The organism is Facklamia sp. P13064 (genome assembly GCF_050409425.1).
GTDB lineage: Bacteria > Bacillota > Bacilli > Lactobacillales > Aerococcaceae > Facklamia.
Genome location: NZ_JBNUPM010000001.1, coordinates 142,021 through 161,575 on the forward strand (window position 1 = coordinate 142,021; position 19,555 = coordinate 161,575).

At 38.9% G+C, this 19,555-nt stretch carries 17 protein-coding genes, 1 pseudogene and 1 riboswitch; of the genes and pseudogenes, 2 read left to right on the plus strand and 16 right to left on the minus strand.

What is annotated here, in order from left to right; genetic code table 11:
• Positions 1-3: 3 nt before the first annotated feature.
• From rsmB to gmk, 5 genes are all read right to left on the minus strand, one after another.
• Complete coding sequence (rsmB, locus tag ACQV2S_RS00655; RefSeq protein ID WP_428884823.1) at positions 4-1,365, minus strand: 16S rRNA (cytosine(967)-C(5))-methyltransferase RsmB; 1,362 nt, start codon at positions 1,363-1,365, stop codon at positions 4-6.
• A gap of 6 nt (positions 1,366-1,371) precedes the next feature.
• Positions 1,372-2,352: a methionyl-tRNA formyltransferase gene (fmt, locus tag ACQV2S_RS00660; protein ID WP_428873760.1), complete on the minus strand. Its 981-nt coding sequence runs from the start codon at positions 2,350-2,352 to the stop codon at positions 1,372-1,374.
• Positions 2,353-2,366: 14 nt separating this feature from the next.
• A complete protein-coding gene (priA, locus tag ACQV2S_RS00665) occupies positions 2,367-4,781 on the minus strand; it encodes a primosomal protein N' (protein ID WP_428873761.1) in 2,415 nt (804 codons plus the stop codon).
• 75 nt (positions 4,782-4,856) lie between these two features.
• Positions 4,857-5,051, minus strand: a complete 195-nt coding sequence (rpoZ, locus tag ACQV2S_RS00670; RefSeq protein WP_428884824.1) for a DNA-directed RNA polymerase subunit omega — start codon at positions 5,049-5,051, stop codon at positions 4,857-4,859.
• Positions 5,048-5,689: a guanylate kinase gene (gmk, locus tag ACQV2S_RS00675; protein WP_428873763.1), complete on the minus strand. Its 642-nt coding sequence runs from the start codon at positions 5,687-5,689 to the stop codon at positions 5,048-5,050. The genes rpoZ and gmk overlap by 4 nt, the downstream gene beginning before the upstream one ends.
• Positions 5,690-5,879: 190 nt before the next feature.
• Here gmk and ACQV2S_RS00680 point away from each other — a divergent pair, with 190 nt between their 5' ends.
• Entirely contained in the window at positions 5,880-6,230 is a 351-nt protein-coding gene (locus ACQV2S_RS00680) for a hypothetical protein (RefSeq protein WP_428873764.1), read from the plus strand.
• A gap of 95 nt (positions 6,231-6,325) precedes the next feature.
• Here ACQV2S_RS00680 and ACQV2S_RS00685 read toward each other — a convergent pair whose 3' ends face one another.
• From ACQV2S_RS00685 to uvrB, 10 genes and pseudogenes are all read right to left on the minus strand, one after another.
• Positions 6,326-6,925: an energy-coupled thiamine transporter ThiT gene (locus tag ACQV2S_RS00685; protein ID WP_428884825.1), complete on the minus strand. Its 600-nt coding sequence runs from the start codon at positions 6,923-6,925 to the stop codon at positions 6,326-6,328.
• 2 nt (positions 6,926-6,927) lie between these two features.
• Positions 6,928-8,616: a ribonuclease J gene (locus tag ACQV2S_RS00690; RefSeq protein WP_428873766.1), complete on the minus strand. Its 1,689-nt coding sequence runs from the start codon at positions 8,614-8,616 to the stop codon at positions 6,928-6,930.
• A 228-nt stretch (positions 8,617-8,844) separates the two neighbouring features.
• Positions 8,845-10,950, minus strand: a complete 2,106-nt coding sequence (pnp, locus tag ACQV2S_RS00695; RefSeq protein WP_428874121.1) for a polyribonucleotide nucleotidyltransferase — start codon at positions 10,948-10,950, stop codon at positions 8,845-8,847.
• 161 nt (positions 10,951-11,111) lie between these two features.
• Complete coding sequence (rpsO, locus tag ACQV2S_RS00700) at positions 11,112-11,381, minus strand: 30S ribosomal protein S15 (RefSeq protein WP_428874122.1); 270 nt, start codon at positions 11,379-11,381, stop codon at positions 11,112-11,114.
• Between the two features lie 131 nt (positions 11,382-11,512).
• Positions 11,513-12,046 carry an NUDIX hydrolase gene (locus tag ACQV2S_RS00705; RefSeq protein WP_428874123.1) on the minus strand — a complete coding sequence of 178 codons (534 nt, stop codon included), beginning with the start codon at positions 12,044-12,046 and terminating at the stop codon, positions 11,513-11,515.
• Positions 12,033-13,307: a bifunctional folylpolyglutamate synthase/dihydrofolate synthase gene (locus ACQV2S_RS00710; RefSeq protein ID WP_428874124.1), complete on the minus strand. Its 1,275-nt coding sequence runs from the start codon at positions 13,305-13,307 to the stop codon at positions 12,033-12,035. Before ACQV2S_RS00710 ends, ACQV2S_RS00705 begins: the two co-directional genes overlap by 14 nt.
• A pseudogene (gene folE, locus ACQV2S_RS00715) lies at positions 13,304-14,375 on the minus strand (GTP cyclohydrolase I FolE). Before folE ends, ACQV2S_RS00710 begins: the two are co-directional and overlap by 4 nt.
• A 3-nt stretch (positions 14,376-14,378) precedes the next feature.
• On the minus strand, positions 14,379-14,729 hold the full coding sequence (folB, locus tag ACQV2S_RS00720; RefSeq protein WP_428874125.1) for a dihydroneopterin aldolase: 351 nt from the start codon (positions 14,727-14,729) through the stop codon (positions 14,379-14,381).
• An 8-nt stretch (positions 14,730-14,737) separates the two neighbouring features.
• On the minus strand, positions 14,738-15,730 hold the full coding sequence (folP, locus tag ACQV2S_RS00725; RefSeq protein WP_428884826.1) for a dihydropteroate synthase: 993 nt from the start codon (positions 15,728-15,730) through the stop codon (positions 14,738-14,740).
• Positions 15,731-15,804: 74 nt separating this feature from the next.
• A riboswitch (THF riboswitch) is annotated at positions 15,805-15,897 on the minus strand.
• Between the two features lie 61 nt (positions 15,898-15,958).
• Positions 15,959-17,956, minus strand: a complete 1,998-nt coding sequence (gene uvrB, locus ACQV2S_RS00730; RefSeq protein ID WP_428884827.1) for an excinuclease ABC subunit UvrB — start codon at positions 17,954-17,956, stop codon at positions 15,959-15,961.
• 186 nt (positions 17,957-18,142) lie between these two features.
• Between uvrB and rpsT the strand changes: the two genes are divergently transcribed.
• Positions 18,143-18,403, plus strand: a complete 261-nt coding sequence (gene rpsT, locus ACQV2S_RS00735; RefSeq protein WP_428874128.1) for a 30S ribosomal protein S20 — start codon at positions 18,143-18,145, stop codon at positions 18,401-18,403.
• Positions 18,404-18,566: 163 nt separating this feature from the next.
• Here the strand turns inward: rpsT and ACQV2S_RS00740 are convergent, their stop codons facing one another.
• Positions 18,567-19,544 carry a diaminopimelate dehydrogenase gene (locus ACQV2S_RS00740; RefSeq protein ID WP_428884828.1) on the minus strand — a complete coding sequence of 326 codons (978 nt, stop codon included), beginning with the start codon at positions 19,542-19,544 and terminating at the stop codon, positions 18,567-18,569.
• Between the last annotated feature and the right edge of the window lie 11 nt (positions 19,545-19,555).

Genomic DNA, 19,555 nt, shown 5'->3' on the forward strand with positions numbered 1-19,555 from the left:
ACCTCAATCTATTTTTTTAAGAAAACGACTGATAAAAAAGCCATCTGTTCCATGCTGTTGGGGCCAAATGCGAAGAAAGCCTTGGGAAGTTATTACATTATCTGTTAAAACTTCTTCAGCTAGGATGGACTCCACTTGCCACTCACTATTTTCCTTTAAGATTTCTTCAATTAATTGTTCATTTTCCTCATAAGTCAGGGTGCAAGTAGAATAGACTAAGCGACCACCTGGCTTGAGCAAAGAAAGCATATGATTAAATAATTGCTTTTGTAATTTAACCAGTTCTTGAATAGCGACAGGCGACTTCTGATATTTGATTTCAGGTTTACGACGCATCAAACCGATACCCGAACAGGGTGCATCTAAGTATATCACATCAAAAGCAGTTTGAGAAAGTGGTTGGAAGTCCAAGGCATCGGTTACTATTGAATCTATCTTATGACTTAAGCCTAACCGCTCGGCATGATCTTTTAAGATACTTAACTTATGCTTAGAAATATCTAAAGCTGTTAAGTGTCCATCAGTTAGAAGTGAAGCAATATGGCTAGCTTTTCCTCCTGGAGCTGCACATGCATCCAAAACATTTTCAGAACCTGTCAATTTACCTAAAGGGGCAACCAGCATGGATGATTCATCCTGAATGGTAAACAAACCTTCCTGATAAGCTTGACTATTAAAGACATCCCCTGCTGTGATTCGAAAACCAAAAGGAGAAACTTGACTGCTAGTAACCGCCAACCCTTGCTCTTTTAATTGGTCCATGATATGTGATCGTTTGGCTGTTGGACCATTGATTCTAGCACTCAAATTAGGAACTTGATTCAAACTAGAAAGAAATGCTTTGAGCTGATGTTCTGGTAAGTGCTGGTCAAAGTATTTGACCAACCAAAGCGGAACGGAATGCTCAATCGATAGTCTCTCCAAGGGTTCTGTGATTACCGTCAATGACTGAAGCTCTTGGCGGAAAAAGTTACGTAAAATAGCATTAACTAATTTTCCAATGCCTTGGTGGCCGTTTACTTTGGCTATCTCGACTGCTTCATTTACAATAGCGTGCTGAGGCACGCGGTCTAAATAAACAGCTTGATAGATAGATAATCGCAATAGGCTGCGTACCCAATCTTCTATTTTACCTTTTACTAAATCCTGTAAATAGAAATCCAAGGTCAAGCGACGTTGGACACTACCGTAAACCACCTTAACCACTAAATTTTTATCTTGACTGCTTCGATTACTTGAAGCCAGATAATTATCTATCACGATATTAGAATATTGGTCTTGGTTATCAATTTGATCTAACAATCTCAGCATGTCCCAGCGGAGATTGTTTTTCAATTTTGTTTGGCTTCTTTGTTTAATTTTCATTATTTATTAGTCCTTTTCACTGTCGAATATCTTACCAATTAAACTTTCTGCCGGTGTCCCTTTTAAGTATTCTTTAACCATCATCCTTTTTTTTCCAGCGGGTTGGTATTCACTAACTGCTAAGTAGGAATCTTGACCACATCGAACATAGAAGTGTTCTTCATCAGCAGCAACAATTTGGCCCGGAATTTCTTCTGTTAATATTCTTTCAATATTATCATCCAGTTCTTTTAAGGGTTGAGCTTGCCAGATTTTTACTCTTTGACCATCTAGTAGGGTATAGGTTGTTGGAAAAGGTCTAAAGGCGCGTATATGACGGTCAATGACACGCGCACTTTGCAACCAATTTAACTGCTCTTCATGCTTTTTGATGGTTGGAGAATATAGTACTTGGCTATATTCTTGTGGAGTCGCTTCATACTCCCCATTAAAAAATTTCGGCAAGAAATTCAATAATAATTCTTTACCAACGACAGCCAGTTTTTCAAACAGTATGCCCACATCATCCTTCTCAGAAATCGGTAAAACTGTTTGAATGAGAATATCCCCAGCATCCATTTCTTCAGTCATTTTCATAATTGTTACACCCGTCTCTTCTTCACCCCGCCAAATTGCATAATGAATTGGAGCCCCTCCACGATATTTAGGTAAGAGTGAAGCATGAACATTAATAGACCCTTGACTGGGTGCTTCTAATAAAGCAAGTGGTATTTTCTGTCCGTAAGCAGCCGTTATGATTAAATCGGCTTCTGTATTCAATAGAGTCTGATAGTCCTTTGAATCGGCTAACTTTTCCGGTTGAAAGACTGGAATATTAGCTTCTAAAGCTGTTTTTTTAACTGGAGGTAGTGTTAGAATACGTTTTCGACCAACTGGACGATCTGGTTGAGTCACTACTGCAATCACTTCATACTCTACTTGTTGAATTAATCCTTTCAGAATGGTTGCCGCAAAAGGAGGGGTTCCCATAAAAATTATTTTTTTCATTCAATAACCTCTTTCTAAATAAAATACTGGGGTTCATGGTCTATTTGAACAAAGACTCCCTTGGCCTGGCTTTCTTGACTAGCAAGAAGAATAGTTTGTAGCTGATCTTTAACTAAGTCTACTTCTTTATATTTTAAGAGCAAATGGAATTGATAATAATCATTGATTCTTTCAATTCCTCCTGTTGAGGGACCTAATATCATTAATTGGGTATTCACTTTGTCCATCAATTGATCCTTGAGTTGATAGATCATTTTTTGAGCCTTGCCTCGGTTTTTAGAAGACACCTTAATTAATGTTGTATAAAAATAAGGAGGATAATGGCTCATATGGCGTCTTCGCATTTCGTAATAAAAAAAATTGTCATAATCATGTTTTTTGGCTAGCTGAATCACATAATGGTTAGGATTATAGGTTTGAATGACCACTTCGCCTTTTAGCTTGCCTCGCCCTGTTCTTCCGGCTACTTGAGTCAGCAACTGAAAGGTTTTTTCAGCAGCTCTAAAGTCTGGTAAGTTCAAACCAGTGTCTGCATTAATAACACCAACCAGGGTTACCTGTTCATAGTCGAGACCTTTAGCAATCATCTGTGTTCCTAAAAGGATTGAACCTGCTTGACTGGCAAATGCTTTTAATAATTTTTTGTGAGCGCCCTTGCGTCGAGTGGTGTCATTATCCATACGGATAATGGGTGTTTGAGGAAAGCGTTGCTTTAAACTTTCGGCTACTTTTTGAGTGCCAATGCCTTGTTTTCTCAAATGCTTAGAACCACACTGAGGACAATTGGTTGGCAGTCCTACTTGGTAATCACAATAATGACATTTAAGCTTTTCTCCAGTCTTATGGTAAGTTAAAGAGATGTCACAATGTGGGCATTGAATGACATGACCACATTCACGGCATAAGACATAAGAGGCATAGCCTCTGCGATTTAAAAGCAAAACAACCTGTTCTTTAGACGCTAATTTTTCGGCAATTTTATCTTCTAAAAGTTGAGAAAGTTCCAGTGTTTCTTGATCCAATAAATGCTGAGTCATATCCACTATGGTTACGGGTGGTAAGGGTTGTTGATTAACACGTTGGTCCATTCTTAATAATTGATACTTACCAACTTCAGCCCGAGCACGTGATTCTAAAGAAGGTGTGGCTGAACCTAAAACTAAGGGACACTGATGGTATTTTGATCGCCATTTAGCAACTTCTCTTGCATGATAACGTGGATTGTCTCCTTGTTTATAGGTTGTTTCATGTTCTTCATCAATAATAATGATGCCGATATTTTTTAACGGAGCAAAAATAGAAGAACGCGCTCCGACGACCACTTTCGCTTCTTGCCGAATGATTCTGCGCCATTCATCATATTTTTCGGTCAATGATAAAGCTGAATGCAAAACGGCAACGCCTTTGCCAAAGCGACCAATCACCTGGTCTACCATTTGTGGTGTTAAGGCAATCTCTGGCACTAATAGAATCGCTGATTTACCAGCTTTAAGGGCTTCAGCTATTAATTGTAAATAGACTTCGGTTTTACCTGATCCGGTGACTCCTTGCAATAAAAAGGTTTGGGCTTCTTCAGCTGTCATGTGATTTTTTATAGTCTCAAATGCTGTTTGTTGCTGTGCTAATAAGGCTTTGGCTGAGGAAGGAGGTGCTTGATCTACTTGATAAGCAGGCCGATAAACTTCCCTTTCTTCCAGCGTCAACCACCCCTTTTTAATCATGGTATTAAGGGTGGCCTTAGAAACTTGAGCCAGCTTTGCTAATTGATCGAACTCTATGGCTTGAGTCCATTGATGGTCGATGAGGACTGATAAAACTTGACCTTGTTTATGACTGCGTTTATCTAAATGATCGAGTAAGTCTTGGTATTCTGCCTGTGAACGATTAGGCAAGATATACTTAAGGGTCTTATGCGTTTTTTTATCAATTAACTGATAAGATAATTGAATAATTTCTTCATCTAATAATGAACGAATTTGACTAGCTGTCAACCTTTCTTCCAACCATTGGCGCGTGACACCAAGCTGATTTAACTTTGCAGGTGAACAATCGAGCACTTCAGCTAATTTTTCAGACTGTTTAACTGTAACAACCGTTTGATACTTGACTCGTAAAATACTTGGCAACATGGCTTGTAGGACTGAAATCCTAAAAGCATAAAGTTGGTCGGCAAGCACTTGAGAAAGTTCAACTAGTTCCTGACTCAAAAAAGATTCGTAATCAATCAAGCGTCTAATCGCCTTTAATTCCCCTTGATAGTCACTATTATCTTTTAAATGAACAACAAAAGCCATTAGGTTACGATATCCAAAAGGAACTTCCACTCGCATACCAACCTTTATTAAAGCTTGCATTTCAGCACTTACTTTGTAATCAAAGCTATGATTGACTTGTGCAGTAGGTATATCAATGATAACTTCAGCGATCATTCGCTCACCTCCTATTAAAAAGCTACTATGAAATCATTAAAAATGATCTGCATAGTAGCCTTCTTATTCGCCCTCTTATTTTTTAATGGATAATACGCCTGCAACAACTTCTTCTAAAGCCTTGCCTACAGGTTTATCTGATTGATAATCTTGTAATTGCATAATTTTATAATCTTCCATTTGTTTAGCACGTTTACTTGCCAAAGTTATTAAAGAATACTTAGATGGTTCTTTTTTCAATAATTCGTCAATTGATGGATATAGCATCATGATTGCTTAGCCTCCTCTTCAAAATATGCATTAATATCTGCCTGGATCGAATGCATGACTCTTTCAACCCTTAGATGTTCACTTTTAATTATAGCATTAATTTCATCGACCGCCTCAGAAATTTCATCATTAACTACCACGTAATCATAGTGACGCATTAATTCAATTTCCTCTTTAGCTTTATTCATACGGCGAGCGATTACTTCTTGGGAATCCGTTCCACGATCGGTTAGACGGGACTCCAACTCATTCAGACTTGGAGGCGCTAAGAAAATGAAAATTCCCTCAGGAATCTTCTCTCTCACCTTACGGGCACCTTGAACTTCAATTTCAAGAAATACATCGCGTCCTTGCGCTAAATTTTCTTCAATAGATGCTAGCGGCGTCCCGTAGTAATTTCCAACATATTCCGCGTACTCTAACAAGGCTTCTTGGGAAATTAAGTCCTCAAATGATTCTCTACTCATAAAGAAGTAGTCTACCCCTTCTAATTCACCTGGTCGACGCTCTCGAGTAGTTGCTGAAACAGAATAAACATAGTCACAATTTGAATCTTCAAAAATCGCGCTGCGAACTGTTCCTTTTCCGACACCCGAAGGGCCTGATAAAACGATTAATAATCCCCTTTGTTTTAACATGACTTCCCTCCATTACTTCATGTTCTATATAGTACCACAATTCACTCTCTACATAAAGATAAGCTGAAAAATAAATAAAATACAGCCATTATGAAATGCGAAAATTTGTTCGTAAAAAGGTTGACAAAAAGAACCTTTGTTCGTATAATATAATTACAAACAAACGTTCGATATTAAAGGAGAGGTTTTTATGGAATTACCCATCAAAAGACAAACTAACTGGCTTGGCCGTGTAAGCCAATCCCTTTTTCAACCTTTCTTTCAACCCACTCCACTTATCAAAGAATCTATTGAAATGATGCCCCTTGCACAAGTTGAAAGAATCCTTCATCAAGCTTATATCAAGCAAGTTCCTTTAAACATACTCATTGAATATTATTTACCCGATCAAACAATGGATATGACCGAAATGGAAGCATATGTACTGGCTCCAATTGGTTCACAAAACAACGTTAGCCTGCAAGTAGGAGCCAATCACTTCCTTTTAAATTTGAATCAAATTATTAATGTGACTGCCATCACAGAAACTTTAATTGCTTAAGTCCATTAATCGATTAAAGATTTGATTAAAACAGCATCCTCCCCGCTGTTTTTTAAAAGCCCTCATCATTAAGATGGGGGCTTTAATTAATTTTGTTAATCATTTAATAAACTAGAAGTTTCTTTGCGTGAAAGATATTTACTGCGTTTGGGAATAATTGTTTGTGGCATAAATCGCGCAAGCAGCACTAGGACACTTGCTGATAGCAGCCAGGATAATAAAAGACCTAGCCAATGGTTAAGATTATTGAACTCAAATAAGACTTCTTCACCCAAGGCAAATGGCACAATCAGTTGGCGAATAGCAATAAATAATATTAAAGCTAAAAGACTGCCAGTGAAGATATTCAAATAAGTAGAAGAGTAACGTTTATTGTTCAAGGTCTTTTGTGTATATTTCGCAAATAAACCGGTTACTCCTACTGCTAAGATGGGAGCAATCCATTGAACGATTAAGACTAACCCATCATCTAATCCCCCGTTAAGCACTCCTTGGATAATTCCTACCAAAAGTCCGCTAATAATAGCTGATGGGGCGCCATGGCGCAATGCCAACCACATTAAAGGAATTAAGGCAATAATTAGCTCAAGCCCCAAAAAATTAATGGCTACTTCATCAGACACAAAAAACAAGATTAGGGATAGGACAAGAGCAATCACCATGTCCCAAAATTGTCTAATACTGCGTTTATTCATAATTATTTATCACCTTTTTTTACTTGATAATTTGAAGCTTCCATAATAATCGGTAGGATAACCGGACGACGTTTAGTCTCCTTATATAGATACTTACCAATTTTTTCACGCAGATCGCCCTTAAGATTATTCCAATCAAAATCATCTGAAACAATGTGTTTTTCTAAAACATCTAGCGTAATATCTGAACAAGCTTCAATTAAATCAATGGAAGTTTTCATAAAGACGAAACCACGCGAGGTAATTTGTGGGCCAACTAGAATTTTCTTCAAACGACGTGAAATAGTCGCGACTACAACGAAAATTCCGTCTTCACTTAAAATACGACGGTCTCTTAAAACCACATTCCCAATATCGCCTACGCCACTTCCATCGACTAAGACATCCCCTGCTGTCACCTGACCTGCTTGGATAACTTTTCCGTTTTCAAAGCTTAATACATCTCCAATAGATGGGATAATAATTTGATCTTCAGACATTCCCACTTGCAAGGCTAGATCACCGTGGGCTCTTAACATACGGTATTCCCCACTGACTGGAAGTAAAAAGTCCGGTTGAATAAAGTTTAACATTAATTTTAAATCATTGGGTGTAGCATGACCCGATGTCTTAAAGTGGTCTGTCACACTCATAACCCGAGCACCGGCTCTATAAATCATATCTTTGGTACGAGTCACACTCTTTTCCATTGAAACAGATGGAGTGGTTGCAATATAAACCGTATCATCTTCCTTTATGGTGACTGTTTTATGCTTACCTTGAGCCATGGCTTGGATAGTTTGAATCGGTTCGCCCACATCGCCAGTAGCCAGAATAACAATTTGATCCTCTTGATATTTATCGATATTTTTAAAATTACCAAAGACATCACGACTTGGAATAGAAATTTTATCTAACTTTAAAGCGACATCGACAATTTCGTAAAGGTCTTTGGTTGGGAAGAAAATGGTTCGTCTTGAATGGTGAGCTGCTTCTAAGACTTGCTGAATACGCATAATGTTCGAGCCAATCGTCCCTACTATCACTCTTCCTCGCGCATTGCGGAAGACTTCTGTTATTTCTTCTGTAATAACACGATCATTCACATTTTCCACTGGTGATTCTGCCTCAGCAGAGTCACTCAATAAGGCAAGAACCTTTTTCTTACCTAAGTCTGTCAACCGACCAAAATCAGTGCGGTAAGCTTGAGAAGCTGAAGGATCAAAGCGGAAATCGCCTGTGAAGACAATCGCCCCATCTTTAGTATCTATCACGATTCCGACTGAATCTGGAATGGTGTGAGTGGTAGGGAAGAAAGAAACATTGACATCACCAAATTCAATTTCAGTTTCTGAATCAATCACATGGAAATTTTCAAGGCGGTCATCGTGTCCTTGTCTACGAGCAGAAATAGAAGCCAATTCAATCGTTAACTGGGTTCCAAAAACCGGGGCATCAATCTTATCTAATAAATAAGGTAAGGCACCTACTGCATCGGCATGCCCATGTGACAAGAAAATCCCCACTACACGCTCAGCATTTTCTTCTAAATAGGTGAAGTCTGGAATCACCATATCAATTCCTAATAAATCATCTTGTGGATACAATAGCCCACAATCTAGCACAAATATGGCTTGATCGACTTCGACCAAATACATATTCTTGCCTTCTTCGCGAACACCACCTAAGGGAATAACTTTAATCTCACTCATAATACACCTCTATTATTATTTTTTCATATTTTATTAAACGCTTAGCAGCTTGATCTCCGTTAAGGGGTCAAATTCTGGCTTATCTCAGTTATTATAACATAGACCACCTTAAATTAAAATTTGAGCCTCTTTCCACCTCAACGACTACTGATTAAAGACTAATGAATTAGAATAAGCCCCCTTCATTTATAGGAGGGGGCTAAGACTTATTAAATTTATCGTTAATAATTATTCTGGCTTTTGCATTAACACTTTACGTGATAAATCAATCCGACCTTTTTCATCGATACTGGTTACTTTGACTGTTACAGTATCCCCAATATCAAAGACATCTTCGACCTTTTCAATGCGACGATGATCAATTTGAGAGATGTGAAGCAAACCTGATTTACCAGGTAGGACTTCCACAAAGCAACCATACTTCTCAATTCTAATAACTTTACCTTCGTATATTTTATTGACTTCCACATCTTCAACTAAGCTAAGCACAATCTCTTTTGCCTTTTTAATCATAGCTAAATCTGAAGAAGCAATGCTAACTTGTCCTTCTTGAGAAATATCCATCTTAACGCCAGTTTGGTCAATAATGGAGTTAATGGTGTCACCACCCTTACCAATAACCACCTTAATTTTTTCAGGATCAATTTGAACCATTTCAATCTTCGGTGCATAAGGACTTAATTCTGGTCGTGGTTGAGCTAATTCACGAGTGATATTATCTAGGATTTCGAGACGGGCTTTTTTAGCTTGGGCTAAAGCTTCTTCTAAAATGGCCTTAGTAATTCCTTTTATCTTAATATCCATTTGTAAGGCCGTAATGCCTTCGGCAGTCCCCGCCACTTTAAAGTCCATATCGCCTAAGTGGTCTTCTAAGCCTTGGATATCGGTTAGGACAGTGTAGTTATCACCGTCCATCACTAAGCCCATAGCAATTCCTGCCACCGGTGCTTTAATCGGAACACCGGCATCCATTAATGCCAGCGTACCGGCACAAATGGATGCTTGTGAAGAAGAACCGTTGGATTCTAATACTTCAGCCACTAAACGAATAACGTATGGAAATTCTTCTTCTGAAGGAATCACTTGGGTTAAAGCTTTCTCACCTAGCGCACCGTGACCAATTTCACGACGACCTGGTGAACCCACTCGTCCGGTTTCTCCTACTGAGAAGTTAGGGAAGTTATAATGATGCATGAAGCGTTTGCCTTCTTCTAATCCAAGACCATCAATAATTTGATGTTCGGATAAAGGAGCCAAGGTAGCTACTGATAAAGCTTGCGTTTGTCCACGGGTGAAGAGTCCTGAACCATGGGTACGTGGTAAAATGCCAGCCAAAGATTCCAAAGGACGAATTTCATCTATTTGACGACCATCTGGACGAATACGGTCATGGGTAATCAACCGACGAACGACTTCTTTTTCTAAGTCCTGCATAGCCGAAGAAACATCTTTCAGTTTCTCTTCTAAATCTTCTGCTTCGGCATACTTTTCACTAAAGAAAACTTCAGCTTCTTCACTCAATTGATTAACCGCTTCATCGCGGGCTTGTTTTTCCTGTGTTTTAACAGCTGTAACCATTTTTTCATTGTATAAGCTCTTGACTTGCTCAGTGATTTCTTGATCGATTTGAACTAATTCAAATTCAAATTTTTCTTTTCCAACTGCTTGGACAATCTCTTTTTGAAAGGCCACTAATTCTTGAATATTAGCGTGTCCAAACAATAAGGCTTCCAGCATATCCTCTTCTGATGCTTCCTTAGCAGAAGATTCTACCATGTTGATCGCGGTCGCAGTCCCTGCTACGGTTAAATCAATCTCAGAAACTTCTTTTTGGTCGGGTGTAGGGTTGATAACAAATTCACCATCGACACGTCCCACATCCACTCCGGCAATCGGTCCATCAAATGGTATATCTGAAATAGCCAATGCTAGCGAAGAACCAAACATAGCTGCCATCTCTGGTGAGCAATCTTGTTGAACTGAAAGGACTGTATTAGTAATTTGAATTTCATTCCGCACGCCTTCAGGAAACATTGGGCGGATTGGACGGTCAATTAAGCGGGCAGTCAGGGTCGCGTTATCAGAAGGTCTACCCTCACGTTTTAAGAAACCACCTGGCACCTTACCAACCGCATACATTTTTTCAATGTAGTGAACCGTTAAGGGGAAGAAATTCATCGGTGAAGGGGATTTGGAAGCGACAGCAGCAGTCAAAACGACTGTATCGCCATAACGTACTAAAACTGCTCCATTGGCTTGTTTAGCCATTTGTCCTACTTCAACAATTAAGGGACGGCCTCCCCAATTTGTTTCAAATACTTGTTTAGTTGTCATAACATAACTCCTTTTAAATTTTTAATCATTCGGAGTAGCACTAAACAAAAATCAACCGTTTAAAGTTTAAACGACTCATTTTTGTATAGTGTGAAACTCCGAACAAATCTACTAGTAATATAACAAAAAGGATGGCTAATTGCCATCCTTTAGTCGCAGGATTAACGACGTAATCCTAATCTTTTAATTAAATCACGGTAACGAGTAACGTCCTTGTTACGTAGGTAAGCAAGAAGGTTACGACGGTGACCAATTTTCTTCATTAATCCACGATAAGAGTGAAAATCTTTCTTATGTGTTTTAATATGGTCGTTTAAATTGTTGATGTCTTCTGTTAAGACAGCAACTTGAACCTCAACAGAACCGGTATCACCTTCGTGACGTGCGTATTCTTTCATGATTTCAGTTTTACGTTCTTGTGTTAATGCCATATTATTCACCTCTTTCTAATTTATTTCCACTAGCTAAGTAAAGCGTTGGTGATGCGCTAAACCGAGCGAGGGCATTGTTCTGAATTTTCATACAGAACAATGATTAATTATAGTTTAAAGCAGTCTCATAATCAAGGGGTTTTCTTAATTAATTGGAAATAGGGCTGAAATTCGTCTGGAGCTTGATCTTCTGCTAATAAGTGAACAGCCAATTCTGATTGAGCGCTTTGTTTAGTGGTCCCTTGGAAGTAGTACCTAAAATCTAGATGATAATGAGCCCCTTCGCCTTTTTGTGGGTTAGCGGGGATGGCAAATAGATTAAGGTCTACTAATTCGGACTGAGTAAGGGAGGTGAATTTTAAACCCGTTTCTTCGTATAGCTCACGCAAGGCTGTTGTTTGAGGGGTCTCCCCTATTTCCACGTGTCCTGCGGGTAATAAAGTTTTATGTAAATAAGGATGATGAATAAAAACTAAAGACTGATCTTGAAAAACCAAGGCTGAAGCTGATAAGTGCAATGGACTTTTGCGGTCCAAGAGATTGCTTGCAGGATATTGATCCATTATTTCTTGGAGCCTTAAAAACTTCTTCTGATTAAAGAAGGGTGAGACTTTAATCAATTCTTGCGCATTATTCAAAAGCTCTGCTGCATTAATTTGTTGCAAACAAATCCCTCACTTTTTTTATCAGATGGAAAGATCCCACAACCATAATAGGATCGTCTTGGTCTTCCATCAGTTGTTTTAAGCCTGCACGACTATCCGGATAAGAAATCACTGAGCTTCCTTTTTGTTCAAAAAGTTTTGCTAGCTCTTTGGTATCCATCGCTCGATCTGGAAAATCGGGCTGGGTCACATAAAAATCAGCAGTTAATTTTAATAATTCATCTAGAATAGCCGGTACATCTTTGTCTTTGAGAAAACCACACAAAATGCTCAACTTTTGACCAGCATATAATGATTGGATGCTAGAGATTAATTCTTGAATGGCATCTAAATTATGAGCAGCATCTAGGATAATGTCGGGAGTGCTTTGCACTTTTTCAAAACGTCCTACCATTCTTAAGTCTTTAAAAGCTTTTGTCATGTCAGTCTCTATAGGAGAAGGTTGTTCACTTTCCAACCATACTTGATACCATTTAAAGACGGTCTTTAAATTTTCATTTTGGAAAGTCCCTAATAAGGGCAAGTAGAGTTCAAAACTTTTTTGATTTAGTTCCACTTGAAAATAATGTGGACGCTTGTAAACAATCTTTTGGTCAGAGCTATCATGGAAAGAACTTTTTTGCTCCGAGCTTATTTGTTTAAGACGCTCAACCACTCCGTTCTTTTGGTTCGGCGCCACAATGACTTGTTGATTTGAACGGATAATACCAGCTTTAGTCTCTACGATAGCTTGCAAAGAATCCCCCAGTAAATTTAAATGATCCATACCAATTTTAGTAAAGATGGCATATTCAGAGTGGCTAATTGCATTGGTCGCATCAAGGCCCCCACCTACACCACATTCTAAAACTAGATAATCACAGGCTAAATGGGCATAATAAAGGATCCCAATCAAAAAGGTGGTCTCAAATTGTGACAAATCTTTTTGTGGGTCTAAGCCTAACACAATCGCCGCTCGGTGAACTTCCGCCATGATACAGCTAAAATCTGACTGACTAATCATTTGGTCATTGACTTTAATACTTTCACATTCTGAATATAAATGAGGACTGGTAAATAGTCCTGTGCGATATCCATGAGCAAGTAATAAATGAGAAATCATATTAGCAGTTGACCCCTTACCATTAGTTCCCGCAATATGGATGATTTTAACGGTTTGGTCCGGTTGGCCCAATTGTTTCAACATGGCTTTTAAAACACTTAGACGGTCTCCTTCACCATAAAGAATAGTTGGTAAATCATCGGTCAAACTGTTAATCATAAGGCGTTCACCTTAGGTAAAGACTGCAGAAATTCATTCCGCAACTGAACATCTTCATTAAAGGCGCCTAAATAATAATTGGTACGGGTAATGGAGTTGACTTTTTGGACCCCGCGCATTTCCACACACATATGACGGGCATCAACCACCACAGCTACTCCCTTAGCATGGGTAATCTCCATCAAAACCTCAGCGACTTCACGCGTAATATTTTCTTGCACATTTAACTTTCTTGCAGCATAGTTTACCAATCTTGGTATTTTTGACAGGCCAATAATTTGTCCATCTTGTGGAAGATAGCCTACATGAACATTCCCAAAGAAGGGTAACATATGATGTTCACACATAGAATAAAAAGGGATATTATTGACTGCCACCATTTGTTGATTAGGACTGGCATCGGTTGGGAACATTTTTCCTTCCGTAAATTCTTCTAAGCGAGTAGAAGCTGTAATTTCCTTTAGCGACTTGGCAACACGTTTAGGTGTTTCAATGAGCCCCTCACGATCTGGGTCTTCTCCGATTTCGATTAAAAGCTCACGAACTAATTCTTCTATACGATTCAAATTAATTTCTTTCATTTTCTACCACTCTTTCTATTCTTTGGTCTTGTGTCTTTTCTAAATGTTCAATGGCTTGATTAATTTGACAATAAGCATAAAAATTGGTGTCAATAATTTCTTTTAAAGGAATTAACACAAACAAACGGTTCATTATTTCGGGATGCGGTAAAGTTAGCTGAGGGTCTTCACTTTCTAGATGGCCAAAATATAAGATATCCATATCTAAAGTTCTAGGTCCCCAAACGATCAATCGCTTTCTTAGTAACTTGGCTTCTATTTCATGAAGGTAGTCCAATAAGTCATAAGGATCTAAGTCTGTTTCAATGGCGAGAGCTTGATTAATGAAGTCATCTTGCACGACTCCTCCTACTGGAGAAGTCTGATAATAGGCCGAGGCTTTTAAGACTTCAATTTGTGGATGAGTCGCTAACAGCTCTTGCCCCTTTCGCAGATTAGCCATCCGATCTCCTAAGTTAGATCCGACACTCAGATAAACAGTTGCCATCCTCTATCCCTCCAATTCAATTTCGGCAGAATCTAAAATACCATCGATGGGTAATTGTAATTTGCGAACATTGACTTTGACCTGACTAATTAGTTGTGGATTGGATTGTTTTATTAAATCTAAAAGGTCAAAAGCAACTGTTTCAATCAAGTCGACCCGTGTTTTTTTTATATATTCAGCAACTAGATCATAAAAATGCGCATAAGAGACTGTTTCATTTAAATCATCTCGCGTGAGACTGGCCTTCATGGTCACCGTCAGATCAACAGCGATATTTTGACCTAATTTCTTCTCTTCAGGAAAATAGCCAATATGCGAATAAAAACGCATGTTATTTAATTTTATCTTAAACATAACTCCTCCTATTTAAGTGGATAAGCAGCAAAATTTGTATCCTCTAAGCTATCAGATAAGCGCAAGTGGTTACCAATTAACGAAGCAATCCGGTGAGAGCTTCCCACATGAACCCTAAGCATTTCGATACCCATAAAAGCAGCGATAGCGGATAAGGCAGCAGAGCCTTCGTCTCTTTGTTTGAATCCTTCTTCGGTTTCAACATCTACATTAAAGCCAGCTTCTTGCAGGGTGTTTTGAATAAAGCGTTTACGAGAAACCCCTAAGAAGCAGGTAAAGCCTTTTTGGTGAATCCGATTGGCTTGATGGATTAATTGGTAGTTCTCACGTTTAGTTAAACCAAAGCCGATTCCTGGGTCAAGTGCGATGCGGTCTTTTTTGATACCCGCTTCAGCCGCATACTTTAAAGACTTATCAAAATACTTATCCATCAATTCAACAGCGTCCATTTTGGCAAAAGCGTCCAATTCTGCTTTGCTAAAGACGCCTTCTGCTCCAAACTGCGGAAAGACCTTGGCGGAAGGATGGTCTGGACGGACAATTACTGGATTAGCCATCACAATGACACCAGCTTGAGTTGGTGCAATCACTGAGGCCATGCGCGGGTCACCTAAAAGTCCAGTAATATCGTTGATAATATCGGCTCCGGCTGCAAGCGCTGCTTGAGCAACCTCAGCTTTCCAAGTATCAACTGAGATTATTACATCAGATTGCGCTCTTAGGGCCTTGATAACTGGGACGACACGTTGGATTTCTTCTTCTACGGCCACATAAGTCGACCCCGGACGGGTAGATTCTCCTCCGATATCAATCATTTGACAACCTTGCTTAATCAATTCCATCGCTCGCTTACAGGCCACTTCTAGACCAAACCATTTTCCTCCATCTGAAAAAGAATCTGGGGTCACATTGACGATTCCACAGAGAATGGTCGGGTCGCCATGCTTAATCTCACGATGGTTAAAGCGAAAGACTGGCTGTTTTTTTGGATTTGCTTGCATGTTTTACTCTCCCCACTTAGATAGTTTGACTCAAAAAAGAGCACTCTTCAAAAGAGTGCCCTCCACAAGATGAAAACAGCGGAGGCGATTATCTATCGCGTGAGAATCACTTCGTCTTCTAGCGACATCCCATCTAGAAGCACTTTACGTAAATAACCTACTCTGTTTTTGAATTCCCTTATATTGTAAGGGAATACATTAAAAATTACAATGTTAGATTTTTATTACTTATTTTATCTTGAAATGCGCTTTCAACTCCATCATTAAATCACGCGTCTCGGCTGCTTTTTCAAAATTCATTTCTTTAGCATAAGCTTTCATCAACATGGTTAAACGCTCCAGCTCTTCCTCTCTTTGCATCCGAGATAGTTGTTTGAAATCTAGTAAGACATTTTCTTGACGATCTTCTGCTTCCACATCGTGAGTGATACGAATTAAGTCGCGAATATCTTTTTTGATAGTCGTCGGTGTGATGCCATGCTCTTTATTATAAGCTGTTTGAATTTGGCGTCGTCTTTCTGTCTCATCAATCGCTTTTTGCATAGAATTAGTGATGCGATCTGCATACATAATTACGCGACCGTTTTGGTTTCGAGCGGCTCGACCAATAGTTTGTACCAAGGCACGTTCTGACCTTAAAAAGCCTTCCTTGTCCGCATCTAAAATCGTCACCAGTGATACCTCAGGGACATCTAGTCCCTCTCTTAATAAGTTAATCCCGATTAAGACGTCAAAAACACCTAATCTGAGATCACGGATGATTTCCGTTCGCTCCAAAGTCACAATATCTGAATGCAGATATTTGACCTTAATATCCAATTCCCTTAGATAATCGGTTAAGTCTTCAGACATTTTTTTGGTTAAAGTCGTTACAAAGACACGTTCATTTCTTTCCACTCTTAAACTAATTTCGGAAACTAAATCATCAATTTGTCCCTTAATCGGTCGAACCTCTATAACAGGATCCAAAAGACCTGTTGGACGAATAATTTGTTCGATATATTCATGGTTGGTATGTTCTAATTCATAAGGGCCTGGTGTGGCTGAGATATAAATAATCTGATTAATATGGTCTTCAAACTCATTGAGTTTAAGTGGACGATTATCCACAGCTGAAGGTAGACGAAAGCCGTATTCAACCAACTGCTCCTTACGCGCCCGGTCACCATTATACATCCCACGAATCTGCGGCATGGTAATGTGGGATTCGTCAGCAACGATTAGAAAATCATCAGGAAAGAAATCTAATAGCGTATAAGGTGGCTCTCCTGGTGCACGCCCATCCAGATGGCGCGAATAGTTTTCAATGCCTGAACAATAGCCCATTTCCAATAACATTTCAATATCATAGTTAGTTCTTTGCTCTAGTCGCTGAGCTTCTAATAGTTTATTCTCAGAGCGTAAGACTTCTAATCTTTCCTCTAATTCTTGACGAATACTTTCAACTGCTCTTTGCGTTTGTTTTTGATTAGCTACGAAGTGGGTAGCCGGATAAATGGGATAGTGTTCGACATCCTTTTTGATTTCACCTGTTAAAACATCTACTTCACGGATACGGTCGATTTCATCACCGAAAAACTCAATCCGAATGACTTCTTTATCTCTTGAAGCTAAAAAGATTTCTAGGACATCGCCACGGGCTCTAAAGGTTCCACGTTGAAAATCAATATCATTGCGAACAAATTGCATGTCGACTAAACGAGCCATCACTTGGTCACGGGCAATTTCTTGACCTTGACGTAAAGAAAGTACATGCTCACGATACATGTCCGGATCAACCAAACCATAAATACACGACACTGAGGCGACTACTATCACATCGTCTCTTTCTAATAAAGAAGAAGAAGCTGAATGACGCAACTTATCAATTTCGTCATTGACACTGGATTCCTTTTCGATATAGGTATCAGAAGATGGCACATAGGCTTCTGGCTGATAATAATCATAGTAGGAGACAAAATATTCGACCGCATTATCAGGGAAAAATTCTAATAATTCGGAATATAATTGACCGGCTAGTGTTTTATTATGAGCTAGGACCAATGTTGGTTTATTGACTTCTTCAATTACCTTAGCCACTGTATATGTTTTACCCGTACCAGTAGCCCCAAGTAAAATCTGCTCTTTTTTTCCTGCTCTTAAACCAGCCGCTAACTCTTTAATTGCCTGGGGTTGGTCACCAGCTGGTTCATAAGGTGATACCACCCTAAATTTATTACTCTTCAAAAACTCGCCTCCATTTATGCTTTTGCTCTTAATAAATTACACAACTTTTGCTTGTCTCACAAGTTCAATGCTTATTAAATAATCTGACTTATTTTTATTGCAAGTTGACATTGTCTTCTGTATAATATTTCTTGTTGACTAAGTTTTCAGACTTAGACTAGATTTATTGAAAAGAGGTGACCATTCATGGCCAATACAGCATCAGCAAAAAAACGTACACGTCAAACTGAAAAAGTTTCTAGCCGTAAACGCACTCAAGTTTCTGCTTTAAGAACTGCAATGAAAAAAGTTCGCGTAGCAGTTGAAACGGGCGAAGGTGATGTTCAAGCATTATACCAAGCCGCAGTTAAAGCTATTGACTCTGCCGCAACTAAAGGCTTAATTCATCACAACAAAGCAGCACGTGATAAATCTCGTTTAGCTAAATTAATTGCATCTGCTAAATAATAATTGAGCTTCCATTGGGAGCTTTTTTGTTTTACTGATTAATCAGACCAAGCATCCTCGTTAATCCTTGCTTGATTAGGGGCCTAACAACAAGCCGATAAATCTTGTTACAGACCCTAATCGAAAGGTTTTAAGAAGGATGCTTTTTATGTTGAACTTCATTTTATAGATACTGATTAAGTAGTTCTTGTCGACTGTGCTTGCTTAAATAAGACACTGGAACATCTAATTGTGTTAAGGCTCCTGATTTTCCTTCACTAGCTAAACGGTAAACCGCTCTGGCATAGGCCAGCAGTAAATGGGCTTGATTAAATCGAGGGTGATTAAAACTTAAGCTCAAATCATAAGTAGTAAGCTCTTGATTGTCTGAAAGGGTCCGAATCAGCCGACCCGCTTTGGCTTCCTTTGAAAGCTTGGTCATCTGATCACTCGAAACAAAATTTATATTCCTTTCAACTTGAGAAAGATAATTAGGTAAGGCCTGTACTTGATCATGAATCCTGTCAGGATTCACTCCCTCTTCCAAAACTAGGTAAGCCACTCTTTCTTGATAGTCAGAAAAACGCAAATCAGCACCTTCCCCTTTTAAAATGGCTTGTATACTTTGAGGAGAGGCTTTGATATATACACTTGCTTGGGCTACTCCTTCTATGCCAGCCAGTGTTTCACTCATTTTTTGACTCCATTCATTTTCGATAAAACGATAATTAGTTGCTTGAGGCATCACAGCTTCTGCCAATAATTGATTGATTGTATAAATACCAGGATTCCACCCTACACCTATCACGGCTAATTTATGGTGAACCTGACTGATAGAATCGATCGATTTTAATAAAAGAGCTGGCTTAGCATAAAAATTATATGTATCCACTAAATTAAAATGAGCCGCATATTCCGTTAGATTATCAGGATTGTCCTCAGTAGAACCCCTACAGACTAGCAAGACATCAATAGACTCTTTAAAGTGAAGTGCTTGTTCCATGGGATGAATAGGCAAAGACTGCAAGGCTTGTGGGAAGTCCTGCTTACTTTGCCGGCTAAAGATATGTTGGATAATTAAGTCTTGGTGTTGATCCATAACTTCCATAATAGCTTGACCCACTTGATCGAAACCTGCGATGGCTAAGCGAATTTTTTGCATAGGAACCTCCT